Here is a 24,821-nt window from a genome sequence, read left to right as displayed (position 1 = left end):
ACTGCGGCATGCCGATCGACGACGACATCATCATATCAGGCGAGGCCGTGATCCACCCGGGCGACCTGCACGAGGATTTCATCCGCTCGTCCGGTCCCGGCGGCCAGAACGTCAACAAGGTGGCGACGGCGGTGCAGCTTCGCTTCGACGCGCAAAACGCGGAGGGCCTGTCGGACCGCGTGCGCGAGCGGGTCATAAAACTTGCCGGCCAGCGCGCCACCAAGGACGGCGTCATCGTCATCGAGGCCGGCCGCTTCCGCACGCAGGAACAGAACCGCGCCGATGCACGGGCCAGGCTCACCGCCCTGGTGGCCAAGGCCGCCGAACCGCCGCCACCGCCGCGCAAGAAGACAAGGCCGTCCAAGGGTGCGGTCGAGCGCCGGCTGAAGAGCAAGGCGGGACGCGGCACGATCAAGAAGCTGCGCGGCCGGGTGGAGAACGATTGAGCAACACAACGGCCCGTGTACAAACCGGCTTCCATTCCTTATCCGTCCACCGCTTTTGGCGAATTCGGGAAGGCGATTTACCCCTTCCCGCTTCGGCAATTTTGTTGACATCGACACGGGCTTTTCGGGTCGCCCCGTGCGTATGATGGTGGCATCTTGCGGCTCAGAATGTTCGCGAGGTGAGCCAATCCATGCTCGTTCTGCCCAAAGGCGTCCGCCACATGCCGGCCCATCTCTCCCGCGCCGTCCAGGAGACGCTGGTCGACGAGGTGAGGAGCATCGTCCAGCGAGCGCCGCTGTTCGTGCCGGCCATGCCGCGGACCGGCAAGGAGATGAGCGTGCGCATGACCAATTGCGGTCCGCTCGGCTGGGTCACCGACAAGGAACGCGGCTATCGCTACCAGCCGACGCATCCGCTGACCGCGGAGCCATGGCCGCCCATCCCCGACAGTCTGCTCGACCTGTGGCGGCAGGTGTCGGGCTATCCGGAGCCGCCGGAGGCCTGCCTGATCAACTTCTACACGCCTGACGCGAAGATGGGCCTGCATCAGGATCGAGACGAAGCCGATTTCTCGGCACCCGTCGTCTCGATCTCGCTGGGTGACGACTGTCTGTTCAGGGTCGGCCAGACAACGCGCGATGGCGCCACCAAATCGTTCAGGCTGAAAAGCGGCGATGTCGTCGTGCTTGGCGGCGAGGGCCGTCTTGCCTTTCATGGCGTCGACCGCATCTACCCTTCGACCTCGGCGCTGCTCAAGAACGGCGGCAGGATCAATCTGACGCTGCGGCGGGTAACGAAGCCCGACGACACCTCCAAATAAGCCGATCTTAACGCGCCTCGCTTATCAAGGCGGACAGGGTCTCGGAAACAGCACAATGGCACAGGCCGATCAGAATGCCCGCAATCGATCCGATTTCCGTTTCGCGGCACTTGTGCTGTGCACGGGAATTCTGATCGGACTGCGCTACCATTTTGCCTTGTGGACCTTCGACGAGCACGGCTTCTCCGAACTCAGTGACCGGCTGCCTTATTGGGATTTCACCAATCTGTGGGCCGGTGGACGCATGGCGCTCGACGGCCATGTGGCCTGGCTGTTTGACGTCGACAGCTATCGCGCGGCCTTGCGGCGGATGTTTTCGCCCGATCTTCCCAACCAGGAATGGAGCTACCCGCCCAGCATCCTGATCTTCGGTGCGCCGCTGGCGCTGCTGCCGATCTTCCCGGCCTATGTCATCTGGACTTTCGGCACTGTCTTCTGCCTGTGGCTGGCGGTGCGGCCGCTGAAACTGGGCACAGCGGCCGAAGCGGCCGTTCTTGTATGCCCGGCCGTCTTCATCAACGCCATCTTCGGCCAGAACGGCGCCCTTACCACCGCTCTTCTTATCGGCGGGCTGGCCGTGGTGCCAAAACGGCCAATCCTGGCCGGGCTGCTGTTCGGCTTGCTGACGACCAAGCCGCATCTGGGCATTCTGGTGCCGTTCTGCCTGCTGGCCAGCGGCAACTGGCGCGCCATCGCCGCCGCGGCCCTGTCATCGGCCGCGCTGTTCATGTTGACCGGGCTCTTGCTCGGATTCGACGTCTGGCATCTGTTCTGGACCCAAACCCGTCCCCTGATGACAGCGATCCTGGAGGCACCCTTTCCGCAAGCCTATCAGGCCAACGCCGCAACCATGTTCTTCCTGGCGCGTGCATTCGGCGCCGGGCTGACGGTATCCTATGCGATGCAAGCCGTTGCGACCTTTGCCGCAATCTGCGCCAGCGTCTGGGTCTGGCTGCCTCGGCGGCAGGTCGAGCACGGCGAAAGAGTGGTCCTTACCGCCGTGCTGGCAACGGTCGCGACGCCTTACGGCTACAGCTACGACACGGTCGGTCTTGCCGTTGCCGTGGCCTACCTGTTTTCGGCGCGCGCCGACACGCCCCGGATTTTCCTGGCACTCATCTGGCTCTACCCCGCCATCGCCCATCTGGTGAACGGTATCGGGCTTGGCATCGGCGTGTTGGTGCCCTTGTCCCTGTCGGCATGGATGCTTGCCGACATAAGAGCCCGCGAACGCGGGAGCCTTGCCTCGACGATAGCTGACGGCCAGACATCATCGCCATAGGGAACGATTGCCGCGACTCTGCCCTGGGCTGTTTTCGCAAGGTGTCCATCGGGAGCTTGATCCGCTCGTGCGGCCTGACCGGTGAACGCTGATAACTCAGCCGATCGCCGAAAAGGTCGCCGAGACCAGATGGAACGGCAATGCGCCGTAGGCGGCGACAGTCGCCTGATCATCCCATTGGCGGAATTGCCGCGATGGCCGCGCCTCCAGCGTCAAGACATGCTGCCGGCCGTCGAATGTAACCTTGCCGCGAAAGCGCAGCACTCTTTCCCCACCAGAGCGGCTGATGGCCATGGCACGCAGACGCGCGACGTGGCCGTCATCCTCGTTGATCTCCATTTCGATACGGCGCCGGACCGGCGGAACGCTGATCCTGACCGTGATGTCCAGCATCATTTCCCCCACCGTGGGCGGGCAAGGTATGGTCTGCGAGAAGACCGGGGGCGACGATCTTTCCAGCGGCTCGCCGCCGGACGGCCCGCCGCGCCATGTCTTGCCACTCCATGTCTTGCCACTCCATGTCTTGCCACTCCATGCCTTGCCGCGCCACGCCTTGGCGGATGGCTCCTGCCGCAGCCGGCCGCCCTTGCGTCTCAGCCGCAATTGCTTGGCAAAGCCGCGAGACAGCCAGGTCAGCCTGCCGAAATCGGTTCGCGGCTTGGCCTGCAGCACCGCCGACCAGCGCGAAAGGCCGGTGCGGTCGGCCATGTCCAGCACGCGCGCCAGCACCCTGTCCGGCACCGCCACGCCGATATCGAGCGCAAGGTAGGAGAGCGCCACCGCCGCGGCGACGGCAAGGCCGCGCCTGGCGACAACATCGAGGAACACGTCCCAGTCGACGTCGCCGGCGCGAATGGCCACTGCGCAATCGACCAGCCAATCGCTGTGCGTGTGGGCGTCGAGCCCGCCATGCGCGATGGCGAGCGCGATGCGGTCCGCGGGCGACGGCACCAGCACGCCGACACCGCTGAATTCGGCCGCCTCCGCCCGCCGCCAGATCGCCAGGTCGTCCTCGTCGCTTTGCTGCGAACCGTCATACGCAAGCTGGTGCAGATCGATGTCGCCATAACTGCCCTTGAAGAAGTTCATCGACCGCAGCGAGGCCAGTCTTGTCCTCAGATATTGCGGGCTCACCCCGGTGGCGATCTGCCAGTCGCTGTCGCGCAGCACGTCGAACGCCGCCGGCATGTCCCGCGGCCGCACCAATATGTCGATGTCGTGCGCCACCCGGCCGCGCTGTGCCGATGCGTTCAAGGCGATGCGGCTGGCGCCCTTGATCAGCATCACGAGGCATCCGGCGTCCGTCATCGCCTGCAGCGTCGGTTCGGCCTCGCGCATCGCCATGCGCGACTTGGTCCACAGCATCTTTTGCAGACCGACAAGACGTGGATAGGCGGAATGGCCGGCCAGTTTCCGGCCGAACCGGTCGCAGATCGCAGCCAGCAGCCGATGCTCCCTGAAAGAGACGAGATCGATGTCGTTCGCACTCAGCCACTGCATCGCTTGACCGGCGGCCGCGTCGTCATCGGCAAGAAGGGCGGCCTTGAGCAACTGGTCGAGCCCGCCCGTCGGCCAGGACCAGCCATAGTCCGGGAAGCGTCTGCTGATGCGGCGAATGCGCGTCATCAGCCCGCGCCGGCCTTGTTCCGAGCTCGCCGCAGCATGGCCAGTCGCGCCACTTCGAGATAGCCGCGGTCGCGCGCCGCATCGCGCCCGTAGGACAGGCTACCAGGCCTGATGCGGCGCAGCGCCAGCACCTCGTCCATCATGTCGAGCGCAAACCCAGCCTCGCGTGCCCGCGCGATCCAGTCGATCATTTCGCCGCGGCCGCCCGGCGGATCGACGACGGGTCCGACGGTCTCGGCGACCTCGCGCCGGATCAGCATCGTGCTCCGCGACCAGCCGGGCACGGCGGCGTCCTCGGTCGCATCGGGCTGGTCATTGCGGAAGTTTCGCAAATGGCAGAAGACGCCCGACGTTCTGGGCAATCCTCGCAGATATGCAAGCTGGTCCTCGATCTTGGTCGGCAGCCACAGATCGTCGGCGTCGAGCGTTGCGATGAACGGCGTCGACAGCGCGGCGATGCCTCTGGTCGTCGCGCTGCCCGGGCCGGCATTTGCCTGGCGCAGCAGCTGCAGCGGCAGGTTCGTTCCACCGATCGCCGCGGCGAGATCGTCGGTTGATCCGTCGTCGACGATCACCACCAGCTCCGGCCGCACCGTCTGAGCCGCGACCGATTGCAGCGTCTTCGCGATGGTGCCGCTGGCGTTGAAGGCCGGTATGACGACGCCGTATCCGCTCATCACAGGGAACGCCAATCTGAAAGCTTGTCGAGCTCGAAGATACCTTCGATCGGCCGCAGCGACGGGTCGGCCTTGCGCCGTTTCATGGATTTGTAGATGGCGCGCAGGAATTCCCGCGACTGGACGCCCTCCTGCCTCGTCATGTTGCCCGCATGCCGTCTGTAATAGAGCGCAACCGTGTCGGGAAGCACGTATCTGGGCCCAAGCTCAAAGCCGCGCAGCAGGTAGTCGGTGTCTTCGGCCTGAACGAAGTCCTCGTCGAAATCGCCTATGCGCGCGACGAGGCGGCGCGCGAAGATCGCCGCCGACAGATGAATGCCGCGAACCGTGATGCTGTTGCTGTCCGCAGTGGGCTCCAGGGTCCCGTCGTCGATCTTGTCGACCAGCATCATCCTCGAATAGGTCAGATCGAGATCGGGATACTTGCGGAAAAGCTCGACATCGGCCTTGAAGCGCCCGGCTGGCGAGATGTCGTCCGAATCGAGGAACGACACGAGTTCTGCTTCAGGCTTCAGCTGCCTGAGCCCGCTGTTGCGCGCCCGCGTCACTCCCATGTTCTCTTGCTGGAACAGCCGGATGCAGGAATGATCTCCCATCATCGCGCGCACGGCCTCGGCCGAGCCATCGGTCGAACCGTCGTCGATGACGATGATGTCGAGATCGGCGTCAGCGCGCTGCCTGATCAGCGAGCTCAGCGCCGGGACGACATAGCGCTCGCGATTGTACACAGGCATGATCACGCTGAGCTTCACCAGGCGCCTCGTGTCAGGAAATCCTCGATCGTGCTGGCGATCTCCCGAGGCTGCGTCCCCAGCGACAGACGGTAGCACGGCAGCAGGCGGGTGAGATCGCTGAAGAAGCGAAAGCCGCTTTCACGCTCGCCCGGCATCTGCGCGATGCCGGACGGCGCCAAGGCAATCATGGCATCCCTGCGCGACATCGGCATAATCGAACTTGCTCCGCCACCGCTGATATGTGGCACCACCAGCGCGACGATGTCCAGCATCATGGGCACCGGCCTGGGCGCGATGCCCTCGATGTGAAACGTGTGCTTGCCCTGCCAGTTCAGCGGGCCTTGCGCCGTTAGCCGCTGTTGCAGGCCCAGCCGCGCGAAACCGTGCGCGTCCTGCTTCAGCGTCGAGAAAAGGGGCCGCGCGGTCACGCCTCCGGCGAGATCGATCAGCACATAATCGTCGCCGACACTGTCGAGCCCGTTGAGCAGGCCAGCGGCGACGGTGCCGGATTTGCCGGCCCCGCCCGAGCCGGCAAGCAGGATACCCTTGCCGCCGGCGCCGAGCGTGCCGGCATGGGTCAGCCGCATGCCGCGCGCGGCATATTCCCAATGCAGGAAGACGCGCAGCGGTGCCCCCGGCTCCCAGGGCGGAAAGGCATCGGCCGAGGCCATCAGCTGCACGCCAACGCGACGCTGCGGATCGTAGACCTGCCAGAAATCCAGGTCGTGGAAATAATGCCCGCGCAAGCCGGCTTCGGCGAGCCGTTTGGCAAAGCCGTGCTCGGTAAAATGCGCGTCGCCCCATCGCGCCGGCTCCGGAATGCCATCGATGCCGGGATGGGCGATGAAGATGCGGCACGCGGACGGTTCCGGCTGATCATGCACGGCCTCCACGAATGCGTGGCTCAGTGCATCGGCAAGCACGCCGTGACCCAGATGCGCGGTCAGTTCCAGCCAGGGCAGGCGAACCTTTCGTGTGGTCGGATAGCGCGAGGCCGCGCCTTCAGCGGCGGCGATGACATACCGGGCATAATCGGGCAAGGTTTCGAGCGTGACGCGCGGCATCAAGCGCCTTCCATCACGGCAGCGGCCGGCGCTTCAGGAAGCCTGCTTGACCGCCGGCCAGCCAAGGGGTTCCTCGACCTCATGGATGGGATCGACGACGATCAGGTCGGCGAGGTCGTCGTGAATGCTGACATTGAGCGGCTCGTTCGTGGCGGCAAGCCCGGCGGGCAATTCGCCTGGCAATGGCTGCGCCGTTGCTTCAGAACGCACCAGCAAACCCAGTTCGAGCAACTGCGATATGAAGTGTTCGAGCTCGGCCTGGCCTATTGTCGAGCCGCCCGCGGCCAGCCCGATCAGAGCCTGGGCATCCACTCCGGATGAAAGCGCCTGCCATGCCTTGCTGCCGGAATCGGAGAAGCCGAAATATTTGCCGTTCGCAAGGTTGAGAACCACGGCCTCGCCATCGAAGGATTCGAAAACGATATCCCGGCTCGCAACCGCATAGGCATGGGAATCATGCTTCATTGTTGCCCCGCGTTACATTCCTGCCCGCCAGCAGGACTGCTTCCACCAACAACGCCTGTAAACGCTCGGTTCTTCGTTGGCAAGGCAAGCTGTGCTGGCGAGGTGCCGACTATTCCGCGATCAGTTCGGCATCACGCCTCGATTTCCAATGCCGATAGCGGCCTGGAGCAGCAGGCCAGGATGAAACCATCATCGATCTCGTGATCGAGGATGCCGCCATTGTGGCTCATCTCGACAGCGCCGGCGAGCTTCTTCACCTTGCAGGTTCCGCACAGGCCGAATTCGCAGGCCGCCGGTATCCGCACGCCCGAGGCGCGCGCCGTCTGCAGCACGGTCTGGCCGGCGACGCATTCGGCGTCGACGTCCGAAAGCGCGAAGCGGATCGGCGTCGCGGCTTCTATGGGGACAGCCACACCGTCCTGCGCCGGCGCCGCGAATGGCGCCGGGATTTCCTCCACCACCGGTGCGGCGAAGCTCTCCTGGTGGTATTTCGCCATGTCGAAGCCGGCGGCTTCCAGCATGCCACGCACGGCGCGCATGAAAGGGTCTGGACCGCAGCAGAAGATTTCGCGTTCGCGGAAATCGGGCGCCAGCAGCGGCAGCCGGATGGCGTCGATGCGGCCCATATGGCCGTACCAGCCCTCGCGGCTCGACCGCTCCTCGATCATGAAGCCGAGTGACAGGCCCGGCATGTGGCCGCCGAGCAGTTCAAGCTCCTTGCGGAAGATGATCTCTTCCGGGCGCCGCGCGCAGTTGACGAAACCGACATCGGTCCATGGCGCGCAGTCGTTCAGCCAGCGCAGCATCGACATCATCGGCGTTACGCCAGAACCGGCCGAGATGAACAGATATTTCGCCGCCGGATGGCTGTGCAGCGAGAAGTCGCCGCCCGGTCCATAGGCCTTGACGTGCGAGCCCGGCGTCAGGTGATCGAACATCCAGCGTGTGCCGATGCTGTCCGCCTGCGCCTTCACCGTCACCGCGATCGAAAACGGCCGCGACGGCGACGACGACAGCGTGTAGGTGCGCATCAGCGGTCCGTCTGCTGTCGGCAACTCCAGCGTCACGAACTGGCCGGGTTTGTAGCGGAACCAGGTCTGGTTGTCGGATCGGAAAGTGAAGGTTTTGACGCCGGGCGCCTCGTCGGTGACGCCGGTCACTTCCAGCACCTGCAGCCTGTCGTTCCAGGGCGCCATCTGGTCGAGATGGCGATAGAGGCCAAGATCCGTCATCGCGTTCATCCCCTTGTCCTTTTCATTTTGCGCATGGCGTAATCCCAAAACCGCTGAACACTTTTGGGCGCCATGCGCTAGGCAACGCTGCGCAGGGCCGGCCTGCCGTCATCGGCAAGGCGCGGGCCGATGAAGCGGGCATACCAGTCGACGAACTGAATCACGCCGCCTTCATGCAGCTCCGAATACGGGCCGGGCTCGTAGGCCGGCGACAGGATCCCGAAGGCGTTCTCCTCGACGATGCGGCGGTCCTGGTCGTTGGTTTCGGTCCAGACATGGGTAAGTTCGGCCAGATCGTAGTCGACGCCCTCGACCGCGTCCTTGTGCACCAGCCATTTCGTCGTCACCGCCGTTTCGGTGGCGCTGACCGGCAGCACGCGGAAGGTGACGGCATGGTCGATCAGGATATGGTTCCAGGTCGTCGGATAGTGATAATGCATCAACGTGCCGATGCGGTCGGCCGACACGCTGTCGGACAGGTTCTTCTTCACCGCCCGCTTGCCCGTCATCGTGTAGCTCTGGGCGTCGCGCAGCAGCGGCGCGCGGGTGGCGCGGTATTGCCCGGCGGGGTCGATGCGGAACTTGCTCGGCAGGCCGAGAGCCTCGCACCTCGCCCAGTGCGCCAGCATCTCCGGATCGCTGTCCGCGCCTTGCACGCCGGTCACGGTCGGTGCTTCCGGGAAGGTCTTGCACAGCTCCGGATGATTTCCCGCGCAGTGGTAGCATTCGCGGTTGTTTTCCCAGACCAGCTTCCAGTTGCCCTTCTCGATGATCGTGCTCTCGAAGGCGATCTTGGCCTCGCCGAGCCGGTGCGGCTGGAGATAGGGCTCGATCATCGCCCGCATCGGCGCGAAGTCGGCGGGCTCCTTCGCCAGGCAGATGAAGACATAGCCGGCGACACTTTCGCAGGCGACGGGCTTGAGCCCGAACTGGGTCTTGTCGAACCCATCGGCCATCTGGCGGGCGAACAACAGCCGGCCGTCGAGCTCGTAGGTCCACTGGTGATAGGGACAGACCAGTTTGGCGGCCATACCCTTATCCGTATTGCAGACGCGGCTGCCGCGGTGGCGGCAGGAGTTGTGGAAGGCATTGATCTTGCCCTGCTGGTCGCGCACCAGCACGACCGGATAGTCGCCGATCTGCACGGTGATGAAGCTTCCCGGCTTCGGCAATTCGCAATCATGGCCGATGAACAGCCAGTCGCGATACCAGATCAGCTCCATGTCCAGCTTGAAGTAGTCCGGGTCGGTATAAAAGGGCTGTTCCAGCGAAAAGCCCTGTCTGCGGCTGTTCAGGAGCCTCAGCATGTCGTTGCGCGCGTCCATGTCCTGTCCTCATTTTCAAGGACTGAACTGGTGGTGATGGAGGAAGGACTGAGCGCGGGCCGGCGAAAAGCCGGACAGACGCCATCCGCCTCTTGACCGCCCACCGCGATCAGTCGAGTTCTAGCGATCTCGGGCTGGTTTCCGGGCTCTGGAGTTGTCCCTGCGGACCATCGCGACACCTTCCCAGGCTTTCGCCCAGTGGTCTCCCGTTGCGACTTGAACTCCACCACCGTTGCGGGGGCAGCGCCGGAATCTGACCGGCTTCCCAATTCTCCGCTCCATCGTCACGCAGCGGCACCTGAGATGGCGTGATCTAATCACGACAAGGTTTGCGACATCGGCATGAAAGCGACATCGCATCCATGCGGCGCGACACGCAGGCCCGACCGTCCCGACAACGCGCGGCCGTTGGAAGCGGCTTTTGCCGCCAGCCTCGCGGCGTCGTTTTCAACCCCCTTGCCGGGGCAAAAAGGGTTAACGGTTTCAAAAAGTGACTATTAGCGGATTCTAAAATCGAACCGAACGGTTCGTTTCTGTTGACGGTGCGTGCAGGACGCTGTGAACGCCGAGCCTCTGGCATGGCTGCCGGCCGAGGCGTCGGGTTTGCATAACCGGCTGATATAAAAGAGAAAAATAACTGGAGTGGAAAGCTCTGGTACAATTTCAAGTGGTGGATTCATGGGCCACGCGGAACAACTTCGTGATTGGAAACGGCCGGTGGGCTCTCCCACATCGGGGCTGTCCGAACGACGCGATTTTCAATCCCAAGACACGCCGCTAGACGGACGGAAAAATACTGGAGTCCCCAAAATGAAAAAGATTGTTCTTACTGCCGCCGCCCTTCTGGCCATTTCCGGCAGCGCCTTCGCTGGTAGCGACCATTACGGTTCGAGCACTGCCGTCCCCGCTGCGACCGTCGACAGCTCGTACACCGCTTCGACCAACAAGTCGGAGCCGGTTGCTCAGAAGCCAGCCCAGGGCGCCGATTACAACCTCTTCGGCAACAACTAACAGCCGATCCCCGGCTCGCGGCGGGCGACCTGCCGCGCCGGTGGATGCCACGAATTCAGGAGTACCTAAAATGAACAAGATCCTCATTGCTGCCGCCGCCGTCCTGGCCCTCTCCGGCAGCGCGTTTGCCGGCAGTGACAATTACGGTTCCAACAGCGCCAACCAGGCGGCTGTCACTTCGACCGACAATTCGAACACTGCGTCGATCGGCAAGTCGGCTCCGGCCACACAGACGCCTGTCCAGCAGGGCAGCGATCGCAACCTCTTCGGCCGTTAACGGCCTGTCCGCGGGTGGCGGGCTTGCCCGCCGCTCGTGGAATTCCAAGACATCAGGAGTATTTGAAATGAACAAGATTCTCATTGCTGCCGCCACCGTTCTGGCTCTCTCCGGCAGCGCCTTCGCCGGCAGTGACAACTATGGCTCCGATGGCGCCAATCAGCCCACTGCTTCGTCGGCTGTCGGTATCGATAGGTCACATACGGGTTCGATCCGCAACAGCGACTCGCCCGTCTACAAGCTGCTCAATTCGTCCGGCGACGTCCAGAAGCCGGCTCATCAGGGTGCCGATCGCAATCTCTTCGGCAACAACTAACCAGCCTGGGCGATCTACCTGGAAGGGGGGGGGGCCATGCCCGCCGCCCTTCTTCGCGTCGTCGAGAACGGTTGCTCTCAGGCCGCCTTTGCTTCGGCTTCGTGGAGGGCAAAGGAGCGACCGTCCGCATCGAAAATGTGAAGGTCGCCGGCATCGGCGGTCAGCCGCAGCGTCGAGCCGCGCTTGACCTCGACATTGCCCGGCAGCTTGGTCACCAGCGGCAGATCGGCCCGGCCGATGTCGACATAGACAAGCTGGACCTCGCCGAGCTGCTCGACATAATCGACCGTTCCCTCGAACAGATAGTCCGTACCGCTGGCGATCGCGAGATTTTCCGGCCGCACGCCGAAGCTGATCGCTGCTGCCTTCGCCGAGGCAGGCGTCGCGATCGGCACCGTCGCCTTGCGGCCGCCGACATGGCTGATGATGGTCGGATTGCCCGTCTTGTCGATCGTCGCCGGCAGGATGTTCATGGCCGGTGAGCCGATGAACTGGGCGACGAAGAGGTTGCCGGGGTTCTTGTAGAGATCCATTGGCGTGCCGACCTGCTCGATGTGGCCGTCCTTCAGCACCACGATGCGGTCCGCAAGCGTCATCGCCTCGACCTGGTCGTGCGTGACATAGATCATGGTCGTGTTGGGCATCGATTCCTTGAGCTTGGCGATCTCGATGCGCGTGGCGACGCGCAGGGCCGCGTCAAGGTTCGACAGCGGTTCGTCGAACAGGAATACCTTCGGATTGCGTACGATGGCGCGGCCGATGGCGACACGCTGGCGCTGGCCGCCCGACATCGCCTTGGGCAGGCGGTCGAGATATTTGGTCAGCTGCAGGATCTCCGCGGCCTGCCGCACCCGCTTGTCGATCTCTGCCTTGCTTTCCTTGCCGATCTTCATCGAGAAGGCCATGTTGTCGTAGACGGTCATGTGCGGATAGAGCGCGTAGGACTGGAACACCATGGCGATGCCGCGCTTCGACGGCGGCACGTCGTTGACCACCTGGCCGTCGATCTTCAATTCACCCGACGTGATTTCCTCGAGCCCGGCGATCGAGCGCAGCAAGGTCGACTTGCCGCAGCCCGACGGGCCGACGAAGACGATGAACTCGCCCGATTTGATGTCGAGGTCGATACCGTGGAGAATATTGAGATTGCCGTAGGACTTCTTCACTTGTCTCAAATTGACATCGGCCATTGGTTCCCTCCCAGTGATTCCACAGATGTTTTCAGCCTATGCGCCCGAACCAGGCGCCGTAACCGCCGAGTTCGACCGAACCGGTGCTCGCTTGCCCGGAAAATCCGTGTCCCGCCAAAGGTTGCAGGGTTCGGTTGCCGAGCTCAATCTTCGCTGGGGCGGCTCCCAGATTGAAGGCGCAGACGATCTCCTCATTGCCCGCCCGGCGGGTGAAGGCGACGGTATCGCCCTGGCTTTCGATGAAGGTGATGTCGCCCTTGGCCAGCGCTGGATGGGCGCGGCGGAAGGCAAGAAAGCGCCGGTAGTGCTCGAGCAGGGAAGTTTCGTCGCCTTGCTGCACGTTGACCGCCTTCGACAGATGCTTGGCCGGCACCGGCAGCCAGGGCTTTGCTTGGGAGAAGCCGCCATTCTTGGCGCCGCCATCCCACACCATGGGCGTGCGGCAGCCGTCGCGGCCCTTGAATTCCGGCCAGAAGCGGATGCCGTAGGGATCCTGCAGGTCCTCGAAGCGCAGCTCGGCCTCGCCGAGCCCGAGTTCTTCGCCCTGATAGATGCAGACCGAGCCGCGCAGCGACATCAGCAACGCCGAGATGACCTTGAGATAGGCGGTCGGATCGGCTTCGTCGGCGGCCCAGCGCGTGGCCGGTCGCATCACGTCATGATTGGAAAACGCCCAGCACGACCAGCCGTCGCTGGCCACCCTGCCGAAGGCTTCCAGCACCGAGCGGACCTTGGCGGCGCTGATCTTTTCCGGCGCCAGGAAGTCGAAGGAGTAGCACATATGCACGCGCTTGTCGCCGGCGGTGTAGGCGGCGACCACGTCCAGCCCGCGCTGGGAATCGCCGACTTCGCCGACCGCGGCGGTCGCCGGATATTCGTCGAGCAGGGCCCGGAAGCGCTCGAGGAAGGCGAGGTTCTCCGGCTGGCTCTTGTCGTAGATATGATCCTGGTAGTTGTAGGGATTGACCGCCGGCGCTGTCTGGTCGTTGCGCTCTTCCGGCGGCAGCGGCGGGTTGTTTTCCAGCCCTTGGCTGTGGAAGTAGAAATTGATGGTGTCGAGGCGGAAGCCGTCGACGCCGCGCTCCAGCCAGAAGCGGGTGACGTCGAGCAGCGCGTCCTGGACCGCGCGATTATGAAAATTGAGGTCGGGCTGCTCGGCCAGGAAATTGTGCATGTAGTATTGCTGGCGGCTGGTGTCCCATTGCCAGGCCGAGCCGCCGAAGATCGACAGCCAGTTGTTGGGCGGCGTGCCGTCGGGCCTTGCGTCCGCCCAAACATACCAGTCGGCCTTCGGATTGGCGCGGCTCGAGCGGCTTTCCTTGAACCAGGGATGGCTGTCGGCTGTATGCGACAGCACCTCGTCGATCATCACCTTGAGACCCAGCCGGTGCGCCTCCGCCGTCAGCGCGTCGAAATCGGCCAACGTGCCGAACATCGGGTCGACGTCACAATAGTCCGAGACGTCGTAACCGAAATCCTTCATCGGCGATTTGAAGAAAGGCGAAATCCAGATGGCATCCGCGCCGAGGGCCGCAACGTAGGGCAGCCTGCCGATGATGCCCTTGAGATCACCGATGCCGTCGCCATTGGAGTCCTGATAGCTGCGCGGATAGATCTGGTAGATTACAGCGCCCCGCCACCAGTCCTGGTCGATGGCCGGGTCTGGTTTCGAACTCGCCTTCAAAGCCGATTGCATTGTCTCAACCTCCTTTCACCGAGCCGGCCAGCAGCCCGCGGACGAAATAGCGCTGCAGCGAGAAGAAGACGATCAGCGGCACGATGATGGTGATGAAGGCCGATGTCGTCAGGATCTCCCAGTTGCCGCCACGCGAGCCGAGCAGCGCATTGAGCTTGGCCGTCAGCACGATCTGATCGGGCGCCGTCCCGAGGAAAACCATTGCCACCAGCAGATCGTTCCATACCCACAGGAACTGGAAGATGGCGAACGAGGCTAGCACGGGGAAGGACAGCGGCAGCACGATCTTGACGAAGATCTCGAAATCGCTGGCGCCGTCGATGCGCGCCGATTCCATGATCTCGCGCGGCAGGCCGGCGATATAGCTGCGCAACAGGTAGATGGCGAAGGGCAGGCCGAAGCCGGTATGCGCCAGCCATATGCCGAGATAGGTTTTCGATGGCACCCCGAAGAATGTACCGACACCGTTATAGAGCTTGAGCAGCGGGATCAGCGACATCTGCAGCGGCACCACCAGGAGGCCGATGATGACCGCGATCAGCAGCGCCCGGCCGGGAAACCGCATCCAGGCCAGGGCATAGGCGGCGAAGGCGGCGATCAGGATCGGGATGACCGTCGCCGGGATGGTGACGGTCAGCGAATTCATGAACGAGCGGCCGATGCCTTCCGAGAACAGCACGGTGTGATAGTTGTCGGTGGTGAATTTTGGCGGCGCCGACGAGGCGTAGTAGATGCGCTGGCCGCGATCGCCTTCGAAGGCCTTGGGCGATGCCATGACGAAGCTGCCGTCGGCATTGACCTGCAGGGTCACGCCGTCGCCGAGGTCTGCCGATGTGCTGGCCGGGTATTCCGTCGGCGCCGCTGCCTTGACGCCGAAGGCGCTGATGTTGCGCTTGGCGCTGTCCCCGAAGATGTTGCCCTCGAGAACGAACTTGCCGTCCTTCTGGGTCTGCGCCGAGGCGGGCGGCAGGCGCCCGGCCTCGGTCTGGCTGGAACTGGCGAACGAATTCCACCAGCCCGAGGCGACGATCTGGTCCTTGTCACGCAGCGACGAGACCAGGATGCCGAGCGTCGGAATCGTCCAGATGGCAACGAAGACCAGCACCGCTATGTGGATGCCGAAACGGCTGGCGAATGAATTTCCGGTCGCGACGGCCATCTCAGTGCCCTCCCGTCTCTTTGTTCGCCTGGCGGATGTTCCAGACCATGATCGGGATGACCGCGATCATGATGATGATGGCGATCGTGGCGCCGCGGCCGAAATCGCCGCCGCCCCTGAACATCCAGTCGAACATCAGATTGGCCAGAACCTGGCTGTTCCATTGGCCGTTGGTCATGGTCAGCACGATGTCGAACACCTTGAGCACCAGGATGGTGATCGTGGTCCAGACGACGGCGATGGTGCCCCAGATCTGCGGCACCATGATCTTCCAGAAGATCTGGAACGGGTTGGCGCCGTCGATCACCGCGGCCTCCAGCGTCTCCTCCGGAATGCCGCGCAGCGCCGAGGACAGGATGACCATGGCAAAGCCGGTCTGAATCCAGATCAGGATGATCATCAGGAAGAAGTTGTTCCAGAACGGCAGCGATATCCACACCTGCGGCTGGCCGCCGAAGTGCTGGATGATTGCGTTGAGCAGGCCGATCTGCACCTGGCCCTCGCCGCGATATTCGTAAATGAACTTCCAGATCACGCTGGCGCCGACAAAGGAGATGGCCAGCGGCAGGAAGATCAGGCTCTTGGCGATCGTGCCCCACCAGATCTTGTCGGTGAGCACGGCAATGATCAGGCCGAGGAAGGTACAGGATGCCGGCACCACCGCCAGCCAGAGGAGGTTGTTCAGGATCGAGCGTCGGAGATCCTCATCGCGCAAGGCCCACTCGTAATTGGCGAGCCCGACGAAACTGGTGCCGCCGCGGTCGAGGAAGGAGAGCCACAGTGTCGCGATCACCGGGTAGATCAGGTAGATGGTGAGAATGATCAGCGCCGGGCCGACGAACAGCCACGGCCGCACCAGCCCCTGCCGACGCAGATTGTTGACGGCGGCCGTACCGGAGACCCCGCGTGAGGGGAAGGTCATGTCGAGCAGTTTGTTGGCGCCCCAAAAATAGGCGACACAGCCGCCGACGCCGATGATGATGACGAATATGGCCGAGAAAATCTGAGCCGCCATGGGTCCCTCTCCCTGCGCATGACCTGCCGGCAAATACCGGCGGTCGGGTGCACCGACTTGCGAGTTGTTCGGAACAATCGAAACGCGAAGGCTTCCGGCGTGCGCCGCCGGTCGGATCCGGGCCGTAGCCCGGACCCAGTAGGAGGATCAGGAAGGTCGAGAGCAATTCCAGGAAAGCTGTGTCACGATTTTCCGCCCGGAATTGCGTGGAAACGAAGCTCGCCCCGTTCGGTCCTACTTGATGGCGTCCCAACTCTTCTGGATGTCGGCGGCGACATCCTTGGCGGACTTGCCGCCGACCAGATCGATCATGCCGGTCCAGAACGAGCCGGCGCCGATCTTGCCGGGCATCAGGTCGGAGCCGTCGAAGCGGACTGTCGTCGCCCCGACCAGGATCTCGCCCTGCTTCTTCAGCGCATCGCTGCCATAGGCGTCCTTGTTGGCGCCCTTGAAGGGCGTGACGAAGCTCTTCTGCGCCATCCACAATTCATGCGCGAGCGGCATCTCGAGGAACTTGATGAACTCGCGCGACGCCTTGGAATCCTTGGTGATCATCACCAGCGTTCCGGCAACTTCAAGCGGCGTCCCGAGTTCCGGCTTGGAGGCGTAAGGCGGGTAGGGGAAGAAGTCCGCATCCTGGCCAAGCTTCACGCCTTCGGGAAAGAAGGAGGGGATGAACGATGCCTGATGATGCATGTAGCACTTCGGCGGCACGGTAAAGAGGCCCTTTGGGCTGTCGCGGAAGTCGGTCGCGGCCACCGCCTTGGCGCCGCCGTCCACCATCTTGTCGTCGGTGGCGATCTTGCCGAAGATATCGATGGCGTTGACCACTGCCGGATCGGTGAACGGGATCTCGTTCTTGACCCACTTGTCGTAAACTTCGGGCGGCTGCGTCCTCAGCATGATGTCCTCGACCCAGTCGGTCGCCGGCCAGCCGGTCGCACCGCCGGAGCCAAGCCCGATGCACCACGGCGTGCCGCCATCGGCGATGATCTTCTTTTCGAGGTCTGCCAGTTCCTCCTGGGTCTTCGGCACTTTGTAGCCGGCTTGGTCGAAATTGTCGGGCGAGTACCAGACCAGCCCTTTCACGTCGATCTTGTAGGGAAAGGCATAGAAGCCCGACTTGCCGTCCTTGCCCGTATAGGTGCCGAGTTTGGCCCAGGAGTCGCCGGCGGCGTAGTTTTCCTTGATCCAGGCCGCGACGTCGTCGCCCAGCGGGGTCAGCACGCCCTTGGAAGCCAGGTCCTGGATGAGGCCCGGCTGCGGCAGGACGGCGATGTTCGGCGGGCTGCCGGCCTGGGTGTCGATGACGATCTGCTGCTCGTAGTTCTCGGACGAGGAGTATTTGACCTCCGCCCCGGTCGCTTCGGAGAAATAATCGAGCACCGACCGGACAAGCGTCTCGTCCTCGCCGCGCCAAGGCCCGAAGATGGTCAGGGTCTCACCCTTGAGGTCGACTTTCTTGAGATCGTCGTAGTTCGCCCAGTGAAAGCGCTGATCTTCGCCGGGCTTGAACTTCAGTTCGGCATGCGCGGGCGCGCTCAGGGCGAACGCGGCAGACGCAACGCCCAGCAAAAGCATCTTCTTCATCGGTATTCCTCCCAGTGGGTCACACATACCGGACGGAACCTCCATTCCGCCCGCCGACGCCGCAGGACTGTGACTCAGTCGCAAGGGAACCGCAACCTTTTGAAGAGTCTTCCAAAGCGCTTTGGCTTTTTCGATCTCGCCATTGAATCTGCTGGAAGTCAAGAGGGGCGGCAAACTAATCGATTTAACGATCGGTGCTCATCTTCAAAAAGTGCACCGCAGCAAGCTTTTTTGGCAGTGCAGCAGCAATTTACTGTATCAAATCCGTCCCAACCCCGCCTATGGTTGCCACGGAACAGCCATGCCCTTGTCATCCTTGGGTCGATTCAATTTAAAAGCGCTTTGAGGGAATTGGAGAACTTTGTGAACCTCAGGCAGCTCGCGCAAATGCTGGCGCTCTCGCAGACCACGGTCAGCCGGGCACTGAATGGCTATCCGGAGGTCAATGAGGAGACACGCAGGCGTGTCATGGACGCAGCCAAGCGCCATGGCTATCGCCCCAATCCGAGCGCGCGGCGGCTGGCAACCGGCAAGTCGGGCATGATCGGTTACGTCCTGCCGACGGGCGCCGCCGTCGACATCGATCCGCATTTCGTCGAATTCCTGTCCGGCCTCGGCGACTATGCCCGCTCGCACGATCTTGACCTGGTGCTGTCGCCGGCCGACGTCGACGACCAGGAGACGACCTACCGGCGTATTGTCGCCAACCGGCAGGTCGATGCCGTCTACATCTCCTCGCCCAGGCCCGCCGACCGTCGCGTGGCGCTGGTCAATACGCTGGGCATCCCCTTCATCGTCCATGGCCGCAGCGAGGGCTCGGATTTCGAGTATCCCTATCTCGATATCGACAATGAGGGCGCTTTCCAGGAGGCAGCCCGGCTGCTCGTGCAACTCGGCCACCGGCGGCTGGCGCTGATCAACGGCGACGACAGGGAAACCTTCGCCATTCATCGCGAGCTCGGCATGCGCCAGGCGCTGGCCGCAAGCGGCCTCAGATTGGAAGATCGCCATGTCTGCTCCGTCGTCATGACAGAAGAGAATGGCTATCGCGCGACCCGGCGCCTGCTCGAACAGGACGGCGCCCCGACGGCAATCGCCTGCTCCAGCCTGATCATGGCGCTCGGCGTCGTGCGCGCGGTGCGCGACCTTGGCCTCGGCATTCCCGGCGACGTCTCGCTGATTGCCCATGACGATGTCTTTCCCTGGCTGAAGCCGGAGAATTTTTCCGTGCCGCTGTCCACGACGCGCTCGTCCATCCGTCTCGCCGGCGCCCGCGTCGCCGAGCGGCTGGCGGCGCGCATATCCGGCCTCGAGGAGGGGGCTCGCGGCGAGGTCTGGCCGGTGGATCTGGTGGTGAGAGGGTCGGTGGCGGGGGCGCCGGCATGAAGCGTCCATACCTGCGCAAGGCTTTCTGTCCGCCCTTCGGAAGTTATTCCTTCGCTGCCCCGGCCGCCTTGATATCCAGCAATCCAAAGCCGAAGTCGTTGTCGCGCCCCTTGGGGCCGAGATCTTTCGCCGATTCCGCCAGCGCCTTCTCGATGTCGTCGGCCGAGCGGTTGGGCGCAGCATGGATGAGATTGGCAATGGCGCCTGACACGATCGCCGCGGCGAAGGAGGTTCCAGTGACGACGTCGGAGCCGGCGCCGCTCGGCGCCACCATCTCGACGCCCGGCGCCGAGATGAAGACATAGGCGCCACGATTGGCCTGCGGCATCAGCCCGTCCCTGGCATCGGTGGCCGTCACCGCAATGACGCCGTCGAAGGCGGCCGGATAGCCATAGGGCGCCTTCGGTCCGTTGTTGCCTGCGGCAGCGACCAGCACCATGCCGAGAGCGCGCGCGTTGCGGCAGGCGGTGCCGAGCAGGTCGTTCTTCGGGCCGACGAAGCTCATGTTGACGATGCTGACATTCTGGTCCGCTGCCCAGTCGAGCGCCGTCAGGATGACGTCCATGGTCGACTTGCCGCTCTCGAAGGCGCGCGCGTGGTAGATCTGCGCGCCCGGCGCCATGCCTTCGAGCGCGCCGACGCCGGCGATCAGCCCATCGACCGAAGTGCCATGGTCGCGCTTTTCGATAGGCACGTCGGGCATGGCGTCGAACTGCGCGGCGATGACTCCGGCCAGAGCCGGATTGGTGTCGTCGATGCCGGTATCGATGACGGCGATGCGGACGTTCTCGCCGCTGGCCTGTTTGGCGTCGAGCACGATGCGGTCGAAGGCATAGTTGACGATGCCGGCCGCCTGCTGCAGCGAGTAGATATGGTTGGGCTCGCGGCGTTGCGTGCGGCCGTCGGCGGCGAGTTGCGCCAGCACGACGCCGACCGGGCGGCCGTCGGGAATGCCGAACCGCACCAGCGTGGTGCCGAGCAGGCGGGATTGGCGCTGCGAGCGCACTTCGAGGCCGAAGGAGGCCGCGATCTGCTGCACGGCGCCCGCGTCGCCATCGACGGTCACCAGCACCTCGTCGGGCACGAACTCGCCGGTCACGGCGCGCGGCGGCTGGACGGTGATGAGATCGGTCGGCGAGACGGTCGGGCCACTCGGCGGCGGGCCGGCCTGGTTGCCTCCAGGAGGTGTCGCGGGCTCCGGCCGTGGCGTCGGCGCGGGTGCGGGAGGGGCGACCGGGTTGGGGAAGAGGTCGATGATCAAGGCGGGCAGAAAAACGGCGCCGGCCTGGGCCGCGACTGACCCGCCCTTGGTGTTGCCGCCGCCCCTGGCGCAGTCGGCCGCCGTCGCATTGGCCCCGTTGTTACAATCGATTTTCGTCCGGCCGGAAATGGCATCGTTGTTTTGCGCCGACGCAGGCGCGGCGGTGGTTGTCAACACCGCAGCCAGGATAGCCGCAAATCGAATGACCGCCTCAGCCGCCATCAACGGGTTTCCTTCCCTCGATCACAGTCTCCGCGAAAGGCTGGGCGGCAATAAGGCCGCGCGCTTTCTCGTAATCGGCGGCTGTCGTCGCCGGAATGGCGAGCCTGAAGACGCCTTCTGCGGTCGGTCCGCCGATGATCTTGAGCTTGTTGGTGTCGAGGAAGCCGGCGATATCGGCCATCCTTGCGTCAGGCTTGAATTTGACCAATACGAACGGCATCTTCGCCAGCTCGTCTTCGGTGCCCGCGATCTCGAAATTACCGCCCTTGCCGCCAGGCTGCACCAGCGACTGCACCGCGATCAAGGCCAGCAGGACCGCCGCCGCTGCCCACGCAACGCCGACCGGCACCGCCATGAAGCGGGCCCAGGCCTGGGCCAGCCAGGACGCGCTCGCGGGCGTCCGTGCCGGGCCTGCCTGCGCGTCCAGCGCCTTGGCGAAGCGGCTGAGCGCATCGGCCGGTGGGCGGATCGCCTCGTTGGCGGCCGACGTGCCTGAGAACTCGGCTTCCGCCTCGCCAAGCGCGGCAAGTGCCGCCGGATCGTTGGCCAGCCATTCTTCGATGGCTTCCAGATCCGAACCTTCGAGCGAGCCGTTCAGGTAGAAGGGCAGCAACGTTTCCATTTCGTCGCGGCGCGACATCTTTTCAGCGGCGCTCATGGCCACCCCCTGTCGTAGCCGGCGGCCTTCAGGGCTTCGCCGAGTTTCTTGCGGGCGTAGAACATCCGGGTCTTGACGGTCGCGACCGGAATGTCGAGCACCGCTGCGATCTCGGTCACCGATTGCCCCTGATAATAGGCAAGATCGATCACCGTGCGGTGCTCCTCGGCCAAGGCGTCGATGAGGCGGCGCAAGGCGGCGGCCTTGTCTTCCTTCATGGTCACGACTTCCGGCGTGTCGGCGCTGTCGGGCACCGCGGCGGCGGCCTCGTCGTCGATCCAGTCTTCCTTCTTCTTGCGCAGCAGGGAGAGCGCCTTGAAGCGGGCGATGCCGAGCAGCCATGTCGAGACTTCGGAGCGCCCTTCGAAGTTCGGCGCCTGGCGCCACAGTTCGAGGAACACCTCGTTCGCGATATCGTCAGCCATCATTTCCGATCCCGTCTGGCGCGCCACGAAGCGGTAGATCCGCGCGTGATGACGCATGAACAGGAGCCTGACGGCGGCCCGGTCGCCCTTCGCGACCCGGTCGACAAGCGCGCGGTCGGTATCCGTCGCCGCCGTCATGGCCGGTTGAGCCGCCTGGCTCCTGTCTGCTCTGTCGCTGAAGGGCCCAAAAAGGTTCATCCTCCGCCAGGGAATTCACGGAGGCTAGCCGAAGAGCGGGGACGTGGCCAGAGCCTCCCTTCTCCCCGTTGCACGGGGAGGAGGTGCCGGCAGGCGGATGAGGGGCAGCACCGGCGTTGAGGGGGCATATTCAACGTTTCCGCACCCTTACCCCGTACAGGGACGGGAGAGGGGAGTGCCAACGTCACGGCTCCCGCTCACACCAGAAACGGCCTGGCCTTCATAGTCGCCGGTGCCGGGACGCCCAGTCGGCTCAAAACCGTCGGCGCCAGTTGCAACTGGTCGAGCAGCATATCGGCTTCCGGCCCTTTACCCTGCCCGAAATAGTACAGGGCGAAATCCTGCATCTCGTCGTCACGGCCGCCATGGTGGCCGCGGTCGGTCTGGCCGTGGTCGGCGGTGACCATGACCTCGTAGCCGGCCTCAAGCCAGCCCGGCAGGAAGGCCGCCAGCATGCCGTCCATGGCGTAGCAGGCATGGTCCATCTCGTGGCAGTCATGGCCGAAACGGTGGCCCATCGAGTCCAGCGTGCAGGTGTGCAGGATGCCGTAGTCGATGCCGTGGCGCCGGGTGAGCATGGTCAGCGTCGCGAACAGGTCGACGTCACTCGGCGTCATCTGGTTCTTGAGATTGTAGCCGGTCATGGTGTGGAAGCGGCCATGGGTGATCGGCCCGCCAGGCTCGTCATATTCCATGTCTTCGACCAGGTCGAACGGGTAGGACCGGAAGAATTCGGACCAGTAGGAATGGGTGACGGCACCCGTCTTGCCGCCGGCCTTGCTGACTTCCGAGAAGATGTCGGGCTGCCCGACGCGGAACCGGTTCTCGTTGGACAGGATGCCGTGCACCTGCGGCGGCACGCCGGTGTGGATCGAGGCATAGCAGCAGGCCGAGGTCGACGGCAGCACCGAGCGCATCTTCCACACCCGCGCCGCGCCCGACTGCACCCAGCCCTCGAGATTGCCCATCAGCCGGCGCCAGTTCCGGTAGGGAACGCCATCGAGGATGATCAGCAGAAGCTTGGTGTTGAGCGCCACGGACTGCTCCATGCGATTGTGGTCGAAACGAATGCGCCGCGTGTCGTTCGGACACGCGGCGCTTTTCAATATGAGACGGATGTCAGGCGTTCAGCCAGCATTCGCCCAGCGCATAACCGTCCATCATTTCGCCGTTCGGGTTCTTGACCCAGCCGCTGATCTTGTTGGTGGCGGCGGCGTCGATGAACTGGTTGAAGAAGGGCACCATCAATCCGCCTTCGTCGCGCATCAGCACGGCCATGTCGTGATAGATCGCCTTGCGCTTGGCCTGGTCGAGTTCGGCACGGGCCGTGAACAGCATCTTGTCGAACTCCGGCCGCTTGAAGCGCGTGTCGTTCCAGTCGGCGGTCGAGACGTAGCCGGTGGAATACATCTGGTCCTGCGTCGGGCGGCCGCCCCAGTAGGAGAGCGAGAAGGGCTGCTTGTTCCAGACTTCGGACCAGTAGCCGTCGCCGGGTTCGCGCTTGATCTCGATCTTGATGCCGGCTTTGGCCGCGCTCTGCTGGTAGAGCTGGGCGGCGTCGACGGCACCGGGGAAGGCGACATCCGACGTGCGCAGCAGGATGGAGCCGCTATGGCCCGACTTCTTGTAAAGGGATGCAGCCTTTTCCGGATCGAACTTGCGCTGCTCGATGTCGGCGGAAAACAGCGGATAGGCCTCGTTGATGGGGAAGTCGTTGCCGACCGAGCCGTACCCGCGCAGGATCTTTTCCAACAACTCGTCGCGGTCCATGGCAAGCTTCAGCGCCATGCGCAGGTCATTGTTGTCGAAGGGAGCCGTGTCGCAGAACATGTTGAACGGGTAGTAGCCGCGCCCCGACACGTTCTCGATGGTGACGCCGGGGATGCGCTTGACCAGATCGACCACTTTCGGCTCGACACGGTTGATCAGGTGGACCTGGCCGCCCTGCAGCGCGGCAAGCCGTGCGGTGGCGTCGTTGATGACGATGATCTCGATCTGGTCGGCGTGGCCGGCCTTGTCGCCGCGCCAGTAATTGGCGAAGCGCTCGCCGCCATGGCGCACGCCCGGCTGGTTGACGGTCACCTTGTAGGGGCCGGCGCTGATGCCGGCATTGGGGTTGTCCTTGCCGCCGTTCGGCTGGATGACGAGGTGATAGTCGGCCATCAGATAGGGGAAGTCGGCGTCGGCGTCGCCGAGCGTGACGACCACCTCCTTGCCACTGGGCTTGATAGTCTTGATGTTCTTCAGCACGCCCAATGCTCCCGACTTCGACTTCTCGTCGGCGTGGCGCTCGAGCGTGGCGGCAATATCCTCCGCGGTTACGGTCTTGCCATTGTGGAATTCGATACCGTCGCGCACCTTGATGGTCCAGGTCTTGGCGTCCGCGGAGGCACCGATCTCCTGCGCGATCAGGTTCTCGACGCCACCTTCCGGCGTCAGGCGGACAAGGAATTCGCCCCACTGCTTGCCGAAATTGTAGGTCACCTGGCTGAGGTTCAGCGCCGGGTCGAGGCTGTTGGTGGATTCACCGCCCTGCAGGCCGGCCTTGATGATGCCGCCCTTGACCGGGCTCTGCGCGAAGGCCTTCCCGGCCAGCGTCGTTGCCAGCGCCGCCGACACACCCAGTGCAGCGGTGCGGCCGAGGAAGTCGCGGCGTGATATCCGGCCCTGCCCGGCGAGTTGAGCGAGATGGTCGAGTTCAGTCTTCATGTCCTACCCCTTGTTGAAAACAACGTTACACCTGTG

General features: G+C 63.8%; 24 protein-coding genes and 1 riboswitch. Of the genes, 7 read left to right on the top strand and 17 right to left on the bottom strand.

The window, feature by feature from the left end:
- Positions 1-8: 8 nt before the first annotated feature.
- From arfB to LB556_RS06465, 3 genes are all read left to right on the top strand, one after another.
- Positions 9-446 carry an alternative ribosome rescue aminoacyl-tRNA hydrolase ArfB gene (gene arfB / locus LB556_RS06475; protein WP_224565267.1) on the top strand — a complete coding sequence of 146 codons (438 nt, stop codon included), beginning with the start codon at positions 9-11 and terminating at the stop codon, positions 444-446.
- Positions 447-637: 191 nt separating this feature from the next.
- Positions 638-1,267, top strand: coding sequence for an alpha-ketoglutarate-dependent dioxygenase AlkB family protein (locus LB556_RS06470; protein WP_224565265.1), 630 nt, complete (start codon positions 638-640; stop codon positions 1,265-1,267).
- Positions 1,268-1,322: 55 nt separating this feature from the next.
- Positions 1,323-2,549, top strand: coding sequence for a glycosyltransferase family 87 protein (locus tag LB556_RS06465; protein ID WP_224565263.1), 1,227 nt, complete (start codon positions 1,323-1,325; stop codon positions 2,547-2,549).
- A gap of 96 nt (positions 2,550-2,645) precedes the next feature.
- On the opposite strand, the gene LB556_RS06460 is transcribed toward LB556_RS06465, so the two are convergent.
- The 7 genes from LB556_RS06460 to LB556_RS06430 form a co-directional block, all read right to left on the bottom strand.
- Positions 2,646-4,175 (bottom strand): nucleotidyltransferase family protein, encoded by a 1,530-nt coding sequence (locus LB556_RS06460; protein WP_224565261.1) that lies wholly within the window; start codon positions 4,173-4,175, stop codon positions 2,646-2,648.
- Positions 4,175-4,852 (bottom strand): glycosyltransferase family 2 protein, encoded by a 678-nt coding sequence (locus tag LB556_RS06455; protein ID WP_224565259.1) that lies wholly within the window; start codon positions 4,850-4,852, stop codon positions 4,175-4,177. Before LB556_RS06455 ends, LB556_RS06460 begins: the two co-directional genes overlap by 1 nt.
- Positions 4,852-5,604 (bottom strand): glycosyltransferase family 2 protein, encoded by a 753-nt coding sequence (locus LB556_RS06450; protein ID WP_224565257.1) that lies wholly within the window; start codon positions 5,602-5,604, stop codon positions 4,852-4,854. The genes LB556_RS06455 and LB556_RS06450 overlap by 1 nt, the downstream gene beginning before the upstream one ends.
- On the bottom strand, positions 5,601-6,650 hold the full coding sequence (locus tag LB556_RS06445; protein WP_224565255.1) for a serine kinase: 1,050 nt from the start codon (positions 6,648-6,650) through the stop codon (positions 5,601-5,603). The genes LB556_RS06450 and LB556_RS06445 overlap by 4 nt, the downstream gene beginning before the upstream one ends.
- A 33-nt stretch (positions 6,651-6,683) precedes the next feature.
- A complete protein-coding gene (locus LB556_RS06440; protein ID WP_224565253.1) occupies positions 6,684-7,115 on the bottom strand; it encodes a PqqD family protein in 432 nt (143 codons plus the stop codon).
- 131 nt (positions 7,116-7,246) lie between these two features.
- Positions 7,247-8,347: a hybrid-cluster NAD(P)-dependent oxidoreductase gene (locus LB556_RS06435; protein WP_224565928.1), complete on the bottom strand. Its 1,101-nt coding sequence runs from the start codon at positions 8,345-8,347 to the stop codon at positions 7,247-7,249.
- A 77-nt stretch (positions 8,348-8,424) separates the two neighbouring features.
- Positions 8,425-9,672, bottom strand: a complete 1,248-nt coding sequence (locus LB556_RS06430; protein WP_224565250.1) for an aromatic ring-hydroxylating oxygenase subunit alpha — start codon at positions 9,670-9,672, stop codon at positions 8,425-8,427.
- Between the two features lie 114 nt (positions 9,673-9,786).
- A riboswitch (cobalamin riboswitch) is annotated at positions 9,787-9,989 on the bottom strand.
- Positions 9,990-10,482: 493 nt separating this feature from the next.
- Between LB556_RS06430 and LB556_RS06425 the strand changes: the two genes are divergently transcribed.
- From LB556_RS06425 to LB556_RS06415, 3 genes are all read left to right on the top strand, one after another.
- Positions 10,483-10,683 (top strand): DUF680 domain-containing protein, encoded by a 201-nt coding sequence (locus LB556_RS06425; RefSeq protein WP_224565248.1) that lies wholly within the window; start codon positions 10,483-10,485, stop codon positions 10,681-10,683.
- Positions 10,684-10,753: 70 nt separating this feature from the next.
- Positions 10,754-10,960 (top strand): DUF680 domain-containing protein, encoded by a 207-nt coding sequence (locus LB556_RS06420; protein WP_224565246.1) that lies wholly within the window; start codon positions 10,754-10,756, stop codon positions 10,958-10,960.
- Positions 10,961-11,027: 67 nt separating this feature from the next.
- Positions 11,028-11,276 carry a DUF680 domain-containing protein gene (locus LB556_RS06415; RefSeq protein WP_224565244.1) on the top strand — a complete coding sequence of 83 codons (249 nt, stop codon included), beginning with the start codon at positions 11,028-11,030 and terminating at the stop codon, positions 11,274-11,276.
- Positions 11,277-11,353: 77 nt separating this feature from the next.
- Here the strand turns inward: LB556_RS06415 and LB556_RS06410 are convergent, their stop codons facing one another.
- From LB556_RS06410 to LB556_RS06390, 5 genes are all read right to left on the bottom strand, one after another.
- A complete protein-coding gene (locus tag LB556_RS06410) occupies positions 11,354-12,466 on the bottom strand; it encodes an ABC transporter ATP-binding protein (protein WP_224565242.1) in 1,113 nt (370 codons plus the stop codon).
- 31 nt (positions 12,467-12,497) lie between these two features.
- Complete coding sequence (locus tag LB556_RS06405; RefSeq protein WP_224565239.1) at positions 12,498-14,162, bottom strand: alpha-glucosidase; 1,665 nt, start codon at positions 14,160-14,162, stop codon at positions 12,498-12,500.
- Positions 14,163-14,166: 4 nt separating this feature from the next.
- A complete protein-coding gene (locus LB556_RS06400) occupies positions 14,167-15,321 on the bottom strand; it encodes a carbohydrate ABC transporter permease (protein ID WP_224565237.1) in 1,155 nt (384 codons plus the stop codon).
- Between the two features lies 1 nt (position 15,322).
- On the bottom strand, positions 15,323-16,336 hold the full coding sequence (locus tag LB556_RS06395; RefSeq protein ID WP_224565235.1) for a carbohydrate ABC transporter permease: 1,014 nt from the start codon (positions 16,334-16,336) through the stop codon (positions 15,323-15,325).
- 234 nt (positions 16,337-16,570) lie between these two features.
- Positions 16,571-17,926, bottom strand: coding sequence for an ABC transporter substrate-binding protein (locus LB556_RS06390; RefSeq protein WP_224565233.1), 1,356 nt, complete (start codon positions 17,924-17,926; stop codon positions 16,571-16,573).
- Between the two features lie 363 nt (positions 17,927-18,289).
- Between LB556_RS06390 and LB556_RS06385 the strand changes: the two genes are divergently transcribed.
- The gene (locus LB556_RS06385) at positions 18,290-19,312 is read left to right on the top strand and encodes a LacI family DNA-binding transcriptional regulator (protein ID WP_224565231.1); all 1,023 of its coding nucleotides are present in this window, start codon (positions 18,290-18,292) and stop codon (positions 19,310-19,312) included.
- A gap of 43 nt (positions 19,313-19,355) precedes the next feature.
- Here the strand turns inward: LB556_RS06385 and LB556_RS06380 are convergent, their stop codons facing one another.
- The 5 genes from LB556_RS06380 to LB556_RS06360 form a co-directional block, all read right to left on the bottom strand.
- The gene (locus LB556_RS06380) at positions 19,356-20,795 is read right to left on the bottom strand and encodes a S8 family serine peptidase (protein WP_224565229.1); all 1,440 of its coding nucleotides are present in this window, start codon (positions 20,793-20,795) and stop codon (positions 19,356-19,358) included.
- A complete protein-coding gene (locus LB556_RS06375) occupies positions 20,785-21,453 on the bottom strand; it encodes an anti-sigma factor (RefSeq protein ID WP_224565227.1) in 669 nt (222 codons plus the stop codon). Before LB556_RS06375 ends, LB556_RS06380 begins: the two co-directional genes overlap by 11 nt.
- Positions 21,450-22,016 (bottom strand): sigma-70 family RNA polymerase sigma factor, encoded by a 567-nt coding sequence (locus tag LB556_RS06370; RefSeq protein ID WP_224565225.1) that lies wholly within the window; start codon positions 22,014-22,016, stop codon positions 21,450-21,452. Before LB556_RS06370 ends, LB556_RS06375 begins: the two co-directional genes overlap by 4 nt.
- 257 nt (positions 22,017-22,273) lie before the next feature.
- Positions 22,274-23,113 (bottom strand): alkaline phosphatase family protein, encoded by an 840-nt coding sequence (locus LB556_RS06365; RefSeq protein WP_224565223.1) that lies wholly within the window; start codon positions 23,111-23,113, stop codon positions 22,274-22,276.
- A gap of 82 nt (positions 23,114-23,195) precedes the next feature.
- On the bottom strand, positions 23,196-24,785 hold the full coding sequence (locus LB556_RS06360; RefSeq protein WP_224565221.1) for an ABC transporter substrate-binding protein: 1,590 nt from the start codon (positions 24,783-24,785) through the stop codon (positions 23,196-23,198).
- Positions 24,786-24,821 lie beyond the last annotated feature (36 nt).

Origin of the sequence: Mesorhizobium sp. ES1-4, from assembly GCF_020164745.1 — a bacterium.
Lineage (GTDB): Bacteria > Pseudomonadota > Alphaproteobacteria > Rhizobiales > Rhizobiaceae > Mesorhizobium.
Note: the sequence above shows the minus strand (reverse complement) of the source record. Positions and strands in the feature narration are given on the sequence as shown.

Coding starts and splice junctions, on each gene's coding strand:
- arfB (WP_224565267.1), top strand. CDS start 9: ATGCCGATCGACGACGACATCATCATATCAGGCGAGGCCGTGATCCAC.
- LB556_RS06470 (WP_224565265.1), top strand. CDS start 638: ATGCTCGTTCTGCCCAAAGGCGTCCGCCACATGCCGGCCCATCTCTCC.
- LB556_RS06465 (WP_224565263.1), top strand. CDS start 1,323: ATGGCACAGGCCGATCAGAATGCCCGCAATCGATCCGATTTCCGTTTC.
- LB556_RS06460 (WP_224565261.1), bottom strand. CDS start 4,175: ATGACGCGCATTCGCCGCATCAGCAGACGCTTCCCGGACTATGGCTGG.
- LB556_RS06455 (WP_224565259.1), bottom strand. CDS start 4,852: ATGAGCGGATACGGCGTCGTCATACCGGCCTTCAACGCCAGCGGCACC.
- LB556_RS06445 (WP_224565255.1), bottom strand. CDS start 6,650: ATGCCGCGCGTCACGCTCGAAACCTTGCCCGATTATGCCCGGTATGTC.
- LB556_RS06440 (WP_224565253.1), bottom strand. CDS start 7,115: ATGAAGCATGATTCCCATGCCTATGCGGTTGCGAGCCGGGATATCGTT.
- LB556_RS06435 (WP_224565928.1), bottom strand. CDS start 8,347: ATGACGGATCTTGGCCTCTATCGCCATCTCGACCAGATGGCGCCCTGG.
- LB556_RS06430 (WP_224565250.1), bottom strand. CDS start 9,672: ATGGACGCGCGCAACGACATGCTGAGGCTCCTGAACAGCCGCAGACAG.
- LB556_RS06425 (WP_224565248.1), top strand. CDS start 10,483: ATGAAAAAGATTGTTCTTACTGCCGCCGCCCTTCTGGCCATTTCCGGC.
- LB556_RS06420 (WP_224565246.1), top strand. CDS start 10,754: ATGAACAAGATCCTCATTGCTGCCGCCGCCGTCCTGGCCCTCTCCGGC.
- LB556_RS06415 (WP_224565244.1), top strand. CDS start 11,028: ATGAACAAGATTCTCATTGCTGCCGCCACCGTTCTGGCTCTCTCCGGC.
- LB556_RS06410 (WP_224565242.1), bottom strand. CDS start 12,466: ATGGCCGATGTCAATTTGAGACAAGTGAAGAAGTCCTACGGCAATCTC.
- LB556_RS06405 (WP_224565239.1), bottom strand. CDS start 14,162: ATGCAATCGGCTTTGAAGGCGAGTTCGAAACCAGACCCGGCCATCGAC.
- LB556_RS06400 (WP_224565237.1), bottom strand. CDS start 15,321: ATGGCCGTCGCGACCGGAAATTCATTCGCCAGCCGTTTCGGCATCCAC.
- LB556_RS06395 (WP_224565235.1), bottom strand. CDS start 16,336: ATGGCGGCTCAGATTTTCTCGGCCATATTCGTCATCATCATCGGCGTC.
- LB556_RS06390 (WP_224565233.1), bottom strand. CDS start 17,926: ATGAAGAAGATGCTTTTGCTGGGCGTTGCGTCTGCCGCGTTCGCCCTG.
- LB556_RS06380 (WP_224565229.1), bottom strand. CDS start 20,795: ATGGCGGCTGAGGCGGTCATTCGATTTGCGGCTATCCTGGCTGCGGTG.
- LB556_RS06375 (WP_224565227.1), bottom strand. CDS start 21,453: ATGAGCGCCGCTGAAAAGATGTCGCGCCGCGACGAAATGGAAACGTTG.
- LB556_RS06370 (WP_224565225.1), bottom strand. CDS start 22,016: ATGACGGCGGCGACGGATACCGACCGCGCGCTTGTCGACCGGGTCGCG.
- LB556_RS06360 (WP_224565221.1), bottom strand. CDS start 24,785: ATGAAGACTGAACTCGACCATCTCGCTCAACTCGCCGGGCAGGGCCGG.